The organism is Salicibibacter kimchii, assembly GCF_003336365.1.
Lineage (GTDB): Bacteria > Bacillota > Bacilli > Bacillales > Marinococcaceae > Salicibibacter > Salicibibacter kimchii.
Genome location: NZ_CP031092.1, coordinates 1,293,173 through 1,308,369, shown reverse-complemented (window position 1 = coordinate 1,308,369; position 15,197 = coordinate 1,293,173). Strand labels below are relative to the sequence as shown.

14 protein-coding genes and 1 pseudogene are annotated in these 15,197 nt (G+C 45.2%); 12 read left to right on the top strand and 3 right to left on the bottom strand.

Annotated elements, in window-relative coordinates:
- The first annotated feature begins 21 nt into the window (after positions 1 to 21).
- Positions 22 to 876, top strand: coding sequence for a MurR/RpiR family transcriptional regulator (locus tag DT065_RS06590; RefSeq protein WP_114371862.1), 855 nt, complete (start codon positions 22 to 24; stop codon positions 874 to 876).
- Positions 877 to 984: 108 nt separating this feature from the next.
- Here DT065_RS06590 and DT065_RS06585 read toward each other — a convergent pair whose 3' ends face one another.
- A complete protein-coding gene (locus DT065_RS06585) occupies positions 985 to 2,976 on the bottom strand; it encodes a TRAP transporter permease (protein ID WP_418314651.1) in 1,992 nt (663 codons plus the stop codon).
- A 204-nt stretch (positions 2,977 to 3,180) separates the two neighbouring features.
- Positions 3,181 to 4,236, bottom strand: coding sequence for a TAXI family TRAP transporter solute-binding subunit (locus tag DT065_RS06580; RefSeq protein WP_227002748.1), 1,056 nt, complete (start codon positions 4,234 to 4,236; stop codon positions 3,181 to 3,183).
- Positions 4,237 to 4,622: 386 nt separating this feature from the next.
- On the opposite strand from DT065_RS06580, the gene DT065_RS06575 reads away from it, so the two are divergent.
- The 7 genes and pseudogenes from DT065_RS06575 (at position 4,623) to DT065_RS06545 (ending at position 10,198) form a co-directional block, all read left to right on the top strand.
- A complete protein-coding gene (locus DT065_RS06575) occupies positions 4,623 to 5,711 on the top strand; it encodes an AI-2E family transporter (protein ID WP_114371858.1) in 1,089 nt (362 codons plus the stop codon).
- Between the two features lie 21 nt (positions 5,712 to 5,732).
- Positions 5,733 to 6,095 carry a rhodanese-like domain-containing protein gene (locus DT065_RS06570; RefSeq protein ID WP_114371856.1) on the top strand — a complete coding sequence of 121 codons (363 nt, stop codon included), beginning with the start codon at positions 5,733 to 5,735 and terminating at the stop codon, positions 6,093 to 6,095.
- 293 nt (positions 6,096 to 6,388) lie between these two features.
- Positions 6,389 to 6,703 (top strand): YbyB family protein, encoded by a 315-nt coding sequence (locus DT065_RS06565; RefSeq protein WP_114371854.1) that lies wholly within the window; start codon positions 6,389 to 6,391, stop codon positions 6,701 to 6,703.
- Positions 6,704 to 6,787: 84 nt separating this feature from the next.
- On the top strand, positions 6,788 to 7,633 hold the full coding sequence (locus tag DT065_RS06560; RefSeq protein ID WP_227002747.1) for a YitT family protein: 846 nt from the start codon (positions 6,788 to 6,790) through the stop codon (positions 7,631 to 7,633).
- Positions 7,634 to 7,648: 15 nt separating this feature from the next.
- On the top strand, positions 7,649 to 8,113 hold the full coding sequence (locus DT065_RS06555; RefSeq protein WP_114371851.1) for a BsuPI-related putative proteinase inhibitor: 465 nt from the start codon (positions 7,649 to 7,651) through the stop codon (positions 8,111 to 8,113).
- Between the two features lie 244 nt (positions 8,114 to 8,357).
- A pseudogene (locus DT065_RS19675) lies at positions 8,358 to 8,753 on the top strand (RNA-guided endonuclease InsQ/TnpB family protein); the annotation flags it as partial.
- Between the two features lie 191 nt (positions 8,754 to 8,944).
- Entirely contained in the window at positions 8,945 to 10,198 is a 1,254-nt protein-coding gene (locus DT065_RS06545) for a YeeE/YedE family protein (protein ID WP_114371847.1), read from the top strand.
- Positions 10,199 to 10,371: 173 nt separating this feature from the next.
- Here DT065_RS06545 and DT065_RS06540 read toward each other — a convergent pair whose 3' ends face one another.
- Positions 10,372 to 10,824, bottom strand: coding sequence for a GNAT family N-acetyltransferase (locus DT065_RS06540; protein WP_114371845.1), 453 nt, complete (start codon positions 10,822 to 10,824; stop codon positions 10,372 to 10,374).
- A gap of 205 nt (positions 10,825 to 11,029) precedes the next feature.
- Between DT065_RS06540 and ctaG the strand changes: the two genes are divergently transcribed.
- The 4 genes from ctaG (at position 11,030) to tcuA (ending at position 15,194) form a co-directional block, all read left to right on the top strand.
- Positions 11,030 to 11,959: a cytochrome c oxidase assembly factor CtaG gene (gene ctaG / locus DT065_RS06535; protein WP_114371843.1), complete on the top strand. Its 930-nt coding sequence runs from the start codon at positions 11,030 to 11,032 to the stop codon at positions 11,957 to 11,959.
- Positions 11,960 to 11,974: 15 nt separating this feature from the next.
- Positions 11,975 to 12,571 (top strand): SCO family protein, encoded by a 597-nt coding sequence (locus DT065_RS06530; RefSeq protein ID WP_114371841.1) that lies wholly within the window; start codon positions 11,975 to 11,977, stop codon positions 12,569 to 12,571.
- A gap of 106 nt (positions 12,572 to 12,677) precedes the next feature.
- Positions 12,678 to 13,538, top strand: a complete 861-nt coding sequence (locus DT065_RS06525; protein ID WP_114371839.1) for a LysR family transcriptional regulator — start codon at positions 12,678 to 12,680, stop codon at positions 13,536 to 13,538.
- 153 nt (positions 13,539 to 13,691) lie between these two features.
- Positions 13,692 to 15,194, top strand: coding sequence for an FAD-dependent tricarballylate dehydrogenase TcuA (gene tcuA, locus DT065_RS06520; protein WP_114371837.1), 1,503 nt, complete (start codon positions 13,692 to 13,694; stop codon positions 15,192 to 15,194).
- The last annotated feature ends 3 nt before the right edge of the window (positions 15,195 to 15,197 follow it).

The following is a 15,197-nucleotide window of genomic DNA, read 5'->3' as shown; positions in this document are numbered from 1 at the left end:
CTTGGGAAGAGGGTGAGCATCGTGTCTCAGAAGGATATATATGAACAGATGATTGCCAAGCGGCAGGAGATGAGCAAATCTCAGCGCAAAATCGCCAATTATTTGATCAGCCATCAGGAAACGGCCCCTTTTTTGACAGCTTCCAAGCTTGCAAAAAATGTAGAAGTGGGTGAAGCGACGGTGGTGCGCTTTGCCTTTTTTTTAAATTACGAAGGGTATCCAGATCTGCAGCGGCATATGCAGGAAGCGTTGCAACGCAAATGGACATCGGCGGAAGTGTTCGCGCGGACGACCGAGCAGGGAGAGAAGCCGGAAGATACCGTCAGTGAAGTGTTGTCGGATGACATTAACAATTTGCAGCAAACATTGCAACAAATGGATAAAAAAGAATTTCAGGGTGCCGTCGAAGATATTGTTGCTGCTGATCGGATTTATATTATTGCCTACCGAAGTGCGACGAGCGTAGCGCTTTTTTTGGAATTTTATCTGGATCTTGTTTTGCAAAATACGGAAATGATTCGGTCCGCAGACGGAGTCTCCGAGCACATCCTCGATATCGAAGAAAATGATCTTGTGATCGCTTTCGGGTTTTCACGATATACGAAACGGACCGTTGACGTTTTAAAATATGTAAAACAAAAAGGAGCGAAAACGCTGGTGATCACCGATCATATGCTCTCGCCTCTTACGCCGTACGGAGATCGGAAACTGCTTGCCGTTACTGAAATTAATTCCTTTATCGATTCGTTTTCGGCTCCGCAAAGCATTGTGAGTGCACTCATCACCGCGATTACCCGTTCCGAACAGGAAAAGGTAGAGAAAAGACTTGAACAACTCGAACATTTATGGGACGCGTTTGATGTTTTTCAGGAATGAGTCAAACTACATCCCTCGGTCGTCATGAAAAAGCATGGCGATTGATTGGAGGCCCCTCCTTCACGCATAGACGAAGCCGGAGCATCAGCGAGGATGCCCCGGCTTATTTTACGTGGTGGACGGAGTTGGGTCTTGATCTTGCTTTTTCTTACGAAGATGTTGGATGACAGCAATAATGACAAGAATCGCGACCCCGGCGAGGGAAATCCAAACATCTATCGGATAAATGGCCATAATGCCAGCCGCAAAAATAATGATTCGTTCGATAAACATCGAATTGGCGAAGAAGTAACCCATCAACGAAGCACTAACTGCCGCCATGCCGATAATCGCGGTAAGCAAAGGTGTTGCTAACTCCATCAATGTCCAGTCCCCTTGTAAAACCATAACGGGGTTCGCTACAAACGCATATGGGATGATAAACGCAGCGATCGCGAGTTTGAAAGCGTTCACTCCCGTTCGCATTGGGTTGGCTCTGGCGATACCTGCACCGGCGTATGCTGCCAAACAAACCGGAGGCGTGATGTCAGCAACAATGCCGAAATAAAACACGAACATATGCGCAGCAACCGGGGGCACGTCAAATGCTAAAATGGCGGGAGCCGCAACAGATGCAGTCACCACATAGTTGGCTGTTGTCGGCAAGCCCATCCCCAAAATGATACAGGCAATCATTGTTAGGAAAAGAACAAGGAAGAAATTTCCGCCGGCAATTTGAATAATGCCGTTAGCAAGAACGCCACCGAGTCCTGTAAAGACAACAATGCCGACAATGATGCCGGCGCTGGCACAGGCAGCGATGACCGGTAAGGCGACGCGGGCGCCTTGTTCCATTGCTTGTAAAATCCCAAGCAGGCCGAGACGTGTATCTTTGCGCAAGAAACTGATGGCAAAAGCAGCACCTATTCCCCAAAGCGCGGCGTATGTAGGCGTATAGCCCGCGAGGAGGAGGCCAATAATCGTTACTAGCGGGATGATCATATCAAAGCGTTTGGCAAAGGATGCGACAGATGGAAGTTCAGATTTTGGAACGCCGACGATGCCATCTTTTTTAGCATTAAAATGAATACCGAGAAAAGCACCCAGAAAATAGAGTGCCGCAGGAATGATCGCGTATACGATCAGTTCGTTATAGGGAATGCCGACGTATTCAGCCATAATAAATGCGGCCGCCCCCATAATCGGCGGCATGAGCTGACCGCCGGTGGACGCCGTGGCTTCAGCGGCGCCGGCAAATTCCGGCTTAAAACCGGCACGTTTCATCATCGGAATCGTAAACGACCCCGAGCCTACCGTATTCGCCACTGAACTCCCAGTGACCATTCCTTGTAACCCACTGGCCGCCACCGCTGCTTTCGCTGTCCCCCCTGTATAGCGTCCTGTCAAACGAAAGGCGATATCGTTAAAAAACTGGCCGATATTCGTCCGCACGAGTAGAACCCCAAAAAAGAGGAACAAAAAGATAAACGTGGATGACACTTGGATAGGGGTCCCAAAAATGGCTTCGGTCGAATATAATAATTGCGTGGACATCCCGGTCCAGGAAAAGCCGGCATGAGAAAAAACACCGAGCCAGGACGCATGGCCGTATACGCCGTATAACAGCGCCAAAATCGCGATAATTACGATAGGCATGCCCACCGCACGCCTCGTTGCTTCCAATAACAGAACGATCGCGACTAAAGAAACGACCAGATCGAGCGGTTCAAAACCGAAGATCAAAACATCACTGACAAGGCGATCATAATGCCAGACAACATAGAGATAAGAAAAAAGTGAAATGATGGACAGCAACGCATCATACCAAGGAACACCCGGCTTGCGTTTGGCTTTTCGGTTTATCGGGTATAAAATATAGATAAGTGAAAGGGCGCTGCCGAGGTGAATGGCACCTTGGATTAATGCACCGTAGGAACCCGAAAACCCTGTATAAAGATGAAAGGACGTCAACGAGATACCAAGGATTGCTACAATCCAAACCCATTTTCCCAGGTCGTAACGATTGTTGGATTCTTTATCGTACTTCTCTATAATCTCTCTTTTTTCTTGTTCATCGATTTCAACATCGTCGTTTTGGGTGTGATCTGCCAACGGGAACACCACCTATCCTGAAAAGATATAAGCAACGCAGCTTTTATAAGGCTCGCGAGAGGCTTGTTCGTTAGAAAACTGGGCTTATCGCCAAGCCTTAATGGCGAAAGCCTTCGTTGCACTTATGCAGGAAAAAGTTTTATACTTTCTTACCTGCAAAAAAATCGGGCTGGGCATCGATTGCCCGGCCCGTCTACATTAACATAATCTTCATTATTGATCTAATAGGTCATTTTCTTCAAAATAACGTTCAGCTCCGGGATGAAGTGGCAAATCTTCGGATCCGAGCATAATATTTTCCATCGTCATATGCTCCCCTTGAGCGTGGGAAACATCTTCGGCATTTTCATACATGCCCGCGACAATCTCATAGCCCAAGTCCTCATCAACATCTTCGGTTGAACCGATGAGAACGGCATAGGCGGCGATGCCTTCAACATCTTCTTCGAGGAAGTCATAGGCATCCGATTCAATGGTAATATGCTCGTACTCACTGTTTGCTTCAATGTCTTCTAGCGCCTCATCTTCAATTCCCAATAAATCGATGTCCTGCTGGGTTGCCAATTCTTCAATGTTGGTGGCAGGCAAGCCAAGCAAGCCAAACGTTGCGTCTACGTTACCGTCTTGTAACATACTCGCGCCATCGCCGAACCCTTCTTCATATGCTTCAAAATCATCCTCGCCAATGTCGTGGGCTTCAAGGATTAATGTTGAAGCAGCATGGGATGCAGAACCGGGCGGACCGATATTCACGCGCATGCCTTCCAGGTCTTCGACGGATTCAATGCCTTCATCGGCGAGGATGGCAATTTGATTCGTCTCCGGATAAACGTAGCCCATAAAACCGAAGTTATCCATGACTTGACCTTGAAAATCCCCTTCGCCTTCGAGGGCGTCAATGGCAGGGATGTGAACGGTTAATCCCAGCTCGAGGTCTTGATCGGAAACTCTCGCGATATTTTCAACGGATGCGTCGGTTGCAACAGCGTTAACTTGAAAATCATCAACGTCAACATGCTCATTCATGACGTTCGCCATTTCTTGACCAAGTGCATAGTAAGTGCCCCCGGTTGAGCCGGTGCCCATCTGAAGCGCACTTCCGTCACCGCTTTCTTCATCGCCATCGTCAACGTCGCCATCCTCTGCTTCGTCTCCGGCATCGGGAAGGTTTTCATCTTCTACTTCCGGGGCCTCTCCCTCCCCGTTGCAAGCGGCTAGCGCCAAAGCCGGCACCAAAAAGATCGACATGAACAGTTTGTTCTTTTTCAACGTCACTTCCCCCTTCTTCTCTGCTATTTCTTCTTAATTTAATCAAAATGTAACACAAAAGTCAAAGATTGCAACACCCCAAATTTCCCAATCCACGGTGGAAGCAGCTTTAAAAGCCGTGGGTTAAAATAAGTGTATGTTTATCGTTCACGTTTATCTCGATAGTAAGTGCTTGTGATTCCGGAAGTCAGAGATAGGAACTCGAAAGATGAAAACTCCTCCTATGGAAGTTTCACTTATTCCTGCGATGATGTTGTGCGCTCCTACGTACTTGCGTATAATGTATAATAGATACTGTTTATGGGGGAAATTAGAATAAGACAAAACACCATTCCCTCCCCAACATAAACCGAAACGTTCAAATCTTCGGGAGAAGTGGTGATGTCATGCCCCAGGGAAAATACTTTAAAATCGGTTACGCCATCGCGTTGACTTTATTAATTATTTACTTAGGTACGCTCGTAGATTTTGTTTTTCGGCCGGTTATTATTTTCCTGCAAACGGTGTTTGCACCGATTGCGCTGGCCGGGGTGTTATTCTATTTATTTCGTCCGATTGTGAATTTCTTGCATCGCTGGATGCCTAAAGGGGTCGCGATTTTACTTCTATATTTAACGTTTATTGGTCTCCTTACGCTTTTTGCTTTCATGATTGGTCCGGAGATTCAAAACCAGTTTAACAGTTTGATCGATCAGTTCCCTCAATTTATTCAGGAAATGCAAGGCTGGTTCAACACGATCATGCAGACGGAACTCGTGCAGAACATTATGGAAGATGAATCGATTGATCTGGAAGAGATCGGTGCGACGATTGGCAGTTACATCACCGATTCTTTAGGGAACATTAGCGATAACGTCATGAATGTGGTGGGCACGCTGACGACTGCGGTCATCGTGATTATCATTGTACCGTTTGTCCTTTTCTATATGTTAAAAGAAGGCGAAAAAGCACCGCAACAATTGTTGCGCCTATTGCCAAAAAAACAGGAGAAGGAAGGCGAGCGTATCCTTAGCGATATGGATACTGCCCTGGCATCTTTTATTCAAGGCCAAATTATTGTTAGTTTCTGTGTAGGGGTGCTTGTATACATTGCTTATTTAATCATCGGAGTGGATTACTCCCTGATTTTGGCACTTGTCGCGATGGTGACGAACCTCATCCCTTTTATCGGTCCGTGGATTGGTACGGCTCCTGGGCTGGTCGTTGCTCTTTTTGATGGATGGTTCACAGCATTGCTCGTTGTGGGGGCTGTGGTCATTATCCAGCAATTTGAAAGTGTCTTTATCTCCCCGCAAGTCCATGGGCACAACTTGAAATTACACCCGGTAACAGTCATTTTCGTATTGCTCGTGGCCAGCAATATCGCCGGTTTCATCGGTTTGCTTTTGGCAGTACCGGCATATGCGGTCGGGAAAGTGATCGTGATGCACACGTACCGTCTTATTCGGTTGCGGTATAAAGAGAACTATGATTAAAAAAAAGGAGATGTTTACGAGATGAGAAGCGAAAAAGACGGCATTCCACAGTGGGACAGAGAAGAAATCGAGAAAAAGTTAGAGGATGAATCCATTGCCTTCGTTGATGTTCGCGAACCTGATGAATACGAAGAGGGGCATATTCCCGGTGTTCCTCTGTTGCCGATGGGAGAAATTCCCGAGCATATTGAACAAATGGACAAAGACAAAACCCATGTGTTCATTTGCCGCAGTGGCGGACGCAGCCAAAAAGTAGCACGATATGTCAATGAACAAGGATTGGAACGCGCGATTAATTTTGAAGGCGGCATGCTATCCTGGGAAGGCGAAACCAAAAGCGGAAAAGAAAAACGAGTGAACGATACTTCTGATTTGTATAAGTAAAAGTAAATCCCGGCCGTACGCTTTTCCTGGAAGCGTGCGGCTTATTTTTATGGAAAGAGATGTCGGAGAGCTAATAGTCGGCTACTAGAAAGAATTTTCCTCGATGTTTATACCGAAAGTCATGCAAAGCCTGAGAAAGTCGTCATGAATCGGTCGTGATGGCTGCGCGAAACCTTTCATCAAAATGCCCCGCGTTATTGCCTTCTTGGCAATCTCATATGGATCTTAACGTTTAATTCTTTTCTTGCAGGGAAAAGGTAGTTATACAAGTAAAGAGAAGGGGGCTTACAGTAATGGCGAAAGGAAAGGTAGTTTTGGGTGTAGCAGCAGCTGCAGCCGCGGGTACGGGTTATTTAATAAAGAATGCCGACCAACGGGCAAAACTAATCGGAGCGACAAAGAAACAGGTGGCGAAGTTGACCGGCCGGGAAGGCAACGATATTCCGTTGCAACAGCGCATCGGCCATCCAGATCCCGTGGATATGGGTGATAACAATATGGTTGCGGAGGGCTCTACGTACGCGGTAAATTATTATAATCAAGCGTACGGAGAAAATGGCGATACTGGGATGTCGCTTGACAACAATATAGAGCAACGCCATCATTAGGATATGGAAGCAGAACCGTAAGCAAGGGTTGTTCCCTTGCTTATTTGCTATGGATCCTAATAACCTTGCAAGAGGTGTCTGAGCGTGATAACTAGACAGACAACATTATGGATGGAATTACAGAAAATAGGAATTATTATCTTTGGTGCCTTTGCCGTAGCCATTGGGCTTAATTTTTTTCTGGAAACGGCTAATATATTCGCGAGCGGATTAACCGGGGTTTCCCAGTTTCTTTCCGCTTTTCTTCCTCTTTCGACAGGGGTCATGCTTTTCGTGCTGAATATACCCGTCGCGATTCTCGGGTGGAAAAAAGTCGGTCGTTTGTTTACGTTTTATAGTTTTTTGCATGTGGCGTTAACGACGTTTTTCTTGGAAGTCGTCCCTTTTCAGGAGTTAGCCGGTGATATTATGCTCAATGCTGTTTTCGGAGGCATTATCACGGCTGTCGGTGTGTCCTTGCCGTTAAGATACGGGGCTTCGGCAGGAGGTTTAGACATTATCGCACTCGTGCTGGCCAGGATGAGCGACCGCCCGCTCGGTGTGTATTTTTTTAGTCTAAATGCTTTGATCGTTTTTGCCGCGGGTTTTGCCTACGATTGGGAACAGGCATTGTTTACGCTCGTTTCCATCTATGCGACGTCAAGAATCATCGACATGGTACATACGCGACACGTCAAATGTACCGCCTTCATTGTCACGAAAAAAGCGGATGAATTGAGAGAAGCAATTCACGACCATGTCACGCGAGGGATTACACGCATGCCTGCCAAAGGCGGATATGATGAGTCTGAAAAAGAAGTATTGATGATCACAATCACGCGTTATGAACTTTATGTTTTGCGGCAAGTGACGGAAGCAACGGACCCCAATGCGTTCACAAATATTGTGCCAACCTCAGATATCGTAGGTTCGTTTAGAAAAGATGATTAAACGGAGGGGGAAACGTTGAAGTTTGCATTCGTGCTTATCGTGTTTACTGTGATTGCTGCTTGTAGTCAGGGAGAACACTCAGAAGGAGGAGAGGGCGAAATGACCGAAGATGGCCTCTATGTACAGGCGGATGCTCACGGAAAAAACGGGAGAATCATAGTGGAGGCAACCGTTGGTAATGGCGGAGATGATCCGGTTGAACTTCAGTTTAATACGAGTCAACGGATCGAAGTGCGGCTGTTTGAAAAGGGCAAGCCGGAACAGACCGTGTACCGTTCATCTCAAGAAATGATGTATAATCAAGTCCTTGGAACGCTAACGCTCGATCCGGGAGAAGCATCGACGTTCAATGAAGAGATCCCTTCGATGTACGTAACAGATGGAGGCAGCTACGAGGGAGAGGTTCACATAACAGTGGATCGCATTAATGACGAAGATGCACCGACAAAACCATCCGGCTCGTTTGCGGTTGATATGTGAAGGGACATTTGCAGGACGACATGGGAGAGGCGGGGGGAAGATCGAGCTGAGCAAACCAACGAGTGCAGCAGCTTCTTAAAACAATGCCGTCGCAACCTTTTCAGGAGGTATTTTTCCGTCTGGAAGAAGCTTATAAGAACTTTTTCGAAGGGCTTGCACATTATCCAAACATCAAGAAAACATAACGATGATCATTCAATGACATTTAACAATTTCGGGTGGAAAAACGAAAGATAAAAAGCACTTGAAGATCCAAAGTATGGTGAAAAACCGCCATTTGGCAACGTCGATTCATGACGCTGGTTGGGGTGCTTTTAGTCGTAAGCTCGAATATTAGAAAACTTGGCTTTTCGCTAAGCTTTTATGGCGAAAAGCCTTAGTTGCACTTATGCAGGTAGTAAAGTTGATTTGTACTTTATTACCTGCCAAGTGTAAAAACAATGGTGGAACCCTCGTAAGAATTAAACCTCATTATACCAGTCAAGACTGTTCCAGCTGTGGGAAGCGTGTGAAAAAGGCTTTGTCCGTTCGCACGCATGTATGCAAGTCATGCGGGACAGTTTTAGACCGCGACCATAATGCTGCCATCAATATTGAAAAAGTTGGACTGGATCTCTTGGATTTGTGTCCAACTGTATAAATAATGTTGGTTTCGACTGTAGGGCAAGGTCCTGTACGAGCAGTATAAAACAAAGCCATCGTCCCGTCCGTGAATAGGGAAGCTCTCATCAAAATTTTTGATTTAGTTGGAGAGATTCACCGGTTGACATTTATGCAAAAACCTCATATGATAAATCCTGATTAAATTAATAAGAAAAAGAGGTTTAATAAATGTCGACTTATGCTCAGCCGATCAATGAACAACATTCGGTCGTTAAAAAAGAACCATCGCCGGCGCTTCATCCGCCGCAAAATAAATTGGTGATAGGCGCACTTGTTGTGACGTTGGCATTAGCCATTTTTCTTTTGGTTACCCAGAACATCGTTCAGCCTTTACTCTTAATCATTGGAGTAGGATTGGGATATACACTTTTCCACGCTCGTTTTGGCTTTACGTCCGCGTTTAGACGTTTGGCCTCGGTTGGTAACGGCCAATCGTTACGCGCACATATGTTGATGCTTGCAGTGGCCTGTCTATTGTTTGCGCCCATCCTTGCCACCGGTTATTCGTTTTTTGGCGGCGAAGCGACAGGGAACATTTCCCCGGTCGGTGTAAGTTTGATCGTCGGTGCATTTATATTCGGTATCGGCATGCAACTTGGAGGCGGTTGTGCGTCGGGAACGCTTTATGCTGTTGGCGGTGGACGCTCGGTCATGTTTATCACATTAATTTTTTTCATCATCGGTTCCACAATTGGTGCCGCTCATTTTGATTTCTGGATGGATGATATGCCGGCCGCTGAACCGTTTTCGTTGGCCACATCTACGGGGCTTGGGTATGGCGGTGCGCTCCTTGTTTCCTTGGCTATCTTTGGCGGGATTGCCTGGCTAACGAAAGTCATTGAAAAGAGAAAAAATCCGCCAAAAGAAGCACCGAAACCTTCTGCCATTGGGTGGAAAAGAATCTTCCGTGGGTCTTGGCCGCTGTTTGCCGCCGCGATTGCCCTGGCGGTCCTTAACGCGGTGACGTTAATGACGAGGGAGAGCCCGTGGGGTGTCACGTACGCGTTAACCCTTTGGGGATCTAAAGTCGCAGACGCCATTGGATTTGATGTCGCGAGCTGGGGTTTTTGGCAAGGCGACGAAGCGGTGCTCAACGCTTCCATCTTCGCAGACACCACGACGGTGCTTAATTTTGGCGTTATCCTTGGTGCTTTTATTGCTTCGGCCGCCGGAGGGCTTTTTAAGTTTACGCAAATCAGGCTGAAAAACGCCGTAGCTTCCGTGATTGGCGGGTTGTTGATGGGCTATGGCGCGCGTCTCGCGTTTGGTTGCAATATTGGCGCTTACTTCAGCGGCATTGCTTCGTTTAGTGCCCATGGCTATATTTGGGGCATCATGGCACTCGCGGGAACATTTTTGGCTCTTTTTCTACGGCCGTTATTCGGATTATCGGTGCCGAAACCTAGAGATTCTTTTTGTTAGGCAGCAAATATTAGAAACCTTGGTTTATCGCCAAGCCTTAATGGCGAGAGCCTTAGTTGCACTTATGCAGGAAAAAGTTTATACGTTGTACTTTCTTACCTGCAAAAAAAGGCTTTCCACATTCATGGGAAGCCTTTTTTTATCGTTTTGTTGGATGACAGGCAGGATAGACGTCAAAATTGAAACCCATATCTTTTCGACACGACGTCGTAAAAACCGAGGGAATTGTACAATGCTTTTGTGGCCTGGTTGTTTACCCCTGTTTCCAATTCAATGCCTTTCATATCATGATGTTCGGCCCAATGAACGACATATAAAAGCAATTTTTTCGCGATCCCCTGATTGCGGTGCTCAACATGTACATACAGATCATTCAACCAGATAAAATTGCCGCCTTTCACTAAGCTTTTTTGTACATTAAGAAATGCAGCTCCGAGAATCCTGTCGCCCTCTTCGGCAACAAACGTATACGCGTGAGAGCCCTCATCCATGGACGCGCGGATAACGGTAACCATATTTTCATAAGCGTTTGGCCCGCCGATGGATTCCATTTGTCCCATAAGGAGATCCGCAGTTTTATGAATATGCTCGTCGGTATGTTCTTTTGTTAACTCGTATACTTTCATATGAAAAAGACCTCCTGAGAACAGACATAGCAATTTTGGCAGTCGTCCTCATTATAACTTTGTATGCAGGGCTTGTATATGGAAACAATAGCTTATGATAGGATGGGAATTGCGAGGCATCTCGAAATCTGTAACATCTTGTTCAGACATCAATCCCCTTTTCTGTGATAATATATAATCGGAACGTTACTTAGGAGGTCTTCGGATGGGTGAATTGTTCGAACAATTAACATTTCGAGCGTTATGGACACCTGAACTCATCATTGTTTTAGCAGTTGTGGCTACCCTCTACATTCTTTTGACACGTAAGTGGTACGTTCGCTTTGAAGGTGGGAGCAAGCCGCGTTTAAAACATGATTTTTTGTTTGGATTAGCACTCCTATTTCTTTACTTGGGGTGGGGGAGCCCTTTATATAGTACGGGCCATATGACGATTACGATTCATATGTTCCAAATGGTTTCCGCCTATTTCTTTTCTGTGCCGCTGTTGATCATCGCATTGCCAAATTGGTTTTTGAGCGCGGCCTTCGAAGGATTTGGCAATTATGCACGAAGGGCTAGAAACGCGATGTTTCACCCGATTGTCGGGCTAGTTACGTTTAACGCCCTCTTTTCGTTTTATCATATTCCCGGTGTTTTTGACTTTTTAATGTTACGCCCGGGCGTTCACAGTTTGTATGAAATCTTGTTGTTCATCGCCGCGTGGATGATGTGGTGGCATATCATCGCGCCGTTACCTAAAGAACAATATCTTCACGACTTACGACGAATCTTGTATATTTTCGGAAGCGGTCTATTGATCACCCCCGCGTGTGCCCTGATTATTTTCTCAGGTTATCCGCTTTATGATACGTACACGGATATGCAGTATTGGGCAAGCGTCATGGCATATTGCTTGCCGGCGAATGCAGGTGTCTCCTCATCGATGTTTGGTGGCATCGGCTTCTTAGGAAACTTAGATGCGTATAGTGACCAACAGCTTGCCGGAATCATGATGAAAGTCGCCCAAGAAATCTTATATGGGAGTGCGATCGGCGTGGCGTTTAAACAATGGCTACAAAAAGATAGCCATCAAGACAGCGGAGAGCCCTCGATCAGTGACATTCCGGAACATGTGAAAATGGGGGACCGTTAGGGGGAAGAACCACAGATGATAAAAAAAACAACAGTTGCTTTTGGCGCATTGCTATTGTTTTGCAGCGGCTGTGCTTGGCTATACGAGACGGGAGCGGAGAATGGCACCGATTTATCAGAATCAGCGTTGTACGTGAGTGACTTTTCATTTACGAATCAGGATGAAGAAACGGTAACCAATGAAGATTTAGAAGGCGACTACTGGGTTGCCAGTATGGTATTTAGCCGCTGCCCGACGGTCTGCAATGTAATGACGCCGAACATGTCAAGTTTACAGGCGGATCTTGAAGATGAAAATCTGGATACAACCCTTGTGTCATTTACCGTTGATCCGGACTTTGACGATCCCGAGACATTACGATCGTATGGAGAAAACTACAACGCCGATTTTGCCGGCTGGCATTTTCTCACCGGGTATGAACAAGAAGACATTGAAGCAATCGCGCAAAATACATTCGCAAGCGTCGTCGAAAAAGATCCGGAAGGCAACGATATCATTCATTCCACGCAGTTTTATTTGGTGGATCCGCATGGACAGGTCATTCGCCAGTATGACGGAATGGATACGGATACAGAACCGATTGCCGAAGATATTCAAGCGGTGCAGGGCTGATCCCATAAGGGGTCAGCTTGTTGTTTTAGCTTTCCGGTTGAACTCACAAATGAATGGAAAAATAATAATTGAACGAAAAGTAGCTGATTTGGAGGAGGAAGGATAGTTGGATCAAAAGGATTGGTTCATGATCACCATATTGAACGAAGAAAAAAATATTACCCGAACGGCAAGTAAACTTTATGTTTCTCAACCTTCTTTAAGCTATCGATTAAAAAAATTAGAAGAAGAGTTTGGTGTTCATCTTTTTTTTAAAACCAAAAGGGGCTTAGCGTTTACGTCTGAAGGAGAATATCTCGTTCAATATGCAAGAGAAATGCTAACGAAGTTACAAACTACGAAAGATATTATGAAAAATATGGACGATGAAGTAACCGGAACCTTAAGAATCGGGGCATCTGGTAATTTTGCTCAATATGTATTGCCGAAGCTTTTGAACAATTTTTCGCTCGAGTACCCGAATGTAAATTTTAATGTCCATACCGGTCTAAGTACACAAGTGATGGAACAATTACATTCATCAAGTGTTCATGTTGGAATAGTAAGGAATAACGATTCATGGCGGGGTAATAAACATTTGTTGAGTGAGGAACAACTTTATTTGATTTCCAAAAAGAAAATTGATTTAAATAAATTGCCTGAGTATAGTTTAATCAACTATCATACAGATGTTTCGTTGGAAGGTTCGATTACCAATTGGTGGCATGATCAATTTTCAGAACCGCCAAATGTTAAGATGGAAGTTGACCGCTTGGAAACATGTAAAGAGATGGTAAAGAATGATTTTGGATTTGCGGTCGTACCTGGGATCTGTTTGCAAGCTTCTGATAATCTTAATGCAGTCGGACTCCATTTTAAAGACGGTACACCTGTTAAGCGAAAGACATGGCTAATGTTTAAGCAGCCTGCATCAGAGTTGGCTGTAGTTCGCCACTTCATCGAATATGTAAAGACATGGAGCGAATGACAGTAGCATTTTTACAATAAGCGGTCACCAGTCGAGTAAGTGCCTGTATAAATTATATTTATTAAATGACCTAAAAAAAGGTATTATATTTATTAACAAAACCTCTCTACACTTAAAAAGTATGAGGTTTATTTTTTTAGGGAGGCTTATATAATGAGTGTTCGACATGAAGACTATGATTTAGTCGTTGTGGGGGCTGGAAATGCTGCACTTAGCTCAGCAATCGCCGCTAAAGAAGAAGGATTAAATGTACTGGTACTAGAAAAGGGTCCAAAAGAAAAACGTGGAGGGAATTCATTTTTTACAGATGGGGCAATTCGTTTTGCTTATGAAGATATGAATACACTTGCATCCATCCTTTCCGGGATCACCAAAGATGACATAAAGGATATAGAAATGCCCGAATATCGAAGCGAAGATTATTATGATGATATTATGCGACTCACTCAAGGAAAAAGTGAGCCGGCATTGGCTAAGCAGCTCGTATCTAAATCATTGGAAACGATATCATGGATGCGGGACCAGGGGGTAGAATTTCAACTGAATGAAAATCAACGCTTTGAAAAAGATGGGAAATATATTTTTTGGGGCGGATTACCCGTTAAGACAAAACAAAAAGGAATCGGTCTCATTGAGACATTAAATCAACGCATGGAAGTGTTGGGGATTGAAGTTCTTTATTCCACAAGGGCCATAAAAATTGACACACAGGAAGATCGAGTCAAAGCAGTTATCGTTCAACAAGACGGGCATGAAAAAAGAATACCGACCAAGGCGGTCGTCTTGGCGTGCGGCGGGTTTGAAGCAAGTAAGGAAAAACGAAAGAAACACATGGGGAGTGAGTGGGAAAACGCGGTTGTTAGAGGTAGTGAATACAATACCGGAGACGGACTGGATATGGCCCTGGCGGTTGGGGCAGTCCCCTACGGAGACTGGAGTGGATGTCATGCTCACACAACTGATTATGGTTCACCCCGGGTAGGGGATTATTCGAAGCCAGGCGATATCTACAAGAAATCATCGTATCCATTAGGTCTAATTGTTAACATAAAGGCCGAACGTTTTGTCGATGAAGGCGCAGATTTTAGAAACTATACGTATGCAAAATACGGAAAGGAAACATTGAAACAGCCGGAACAAAAAGCGTTCCAATTATTCGATTCACAGGTCCGGCCAATGTTACGAGAAGAGTATAATCTTGAAGAAGCTACGTATGTAAAAGCGGATACCATTACAGAATTGGCTAAGAAAATGGATGTTGACCCTAAAGCATTAGAAAAAACGGTTATGAAATATAACGATGTCGTTCAAGAGGGAACTTATAACCCAAGCATTAAGGACGGGAAAGGGACGACCGGGATAACACCTCCAAAATCAAATTGGGCGCTGAAATTTGATCACCCGCCTTTCTATGCTTATCCGGTAACCTGTGGCATTACATTTACTTTTGGCGGGATCCATGTGAACAATATGGGCGCTGTCCTTGATAAGAATGAAAACCCCATAGCGGGATTATTCGCAGCCGGAGAAATGGTTGGCGGACTTTTTTTCGATAATTACCCTGGAGGCTCAGGTTTGATGTCGGGAGCGGTATTTGGAAGACTGGCAGGTTGCTCAGCTGCTGATTACGTTAATAAAAGCACTGCAAAACAGTAGTAT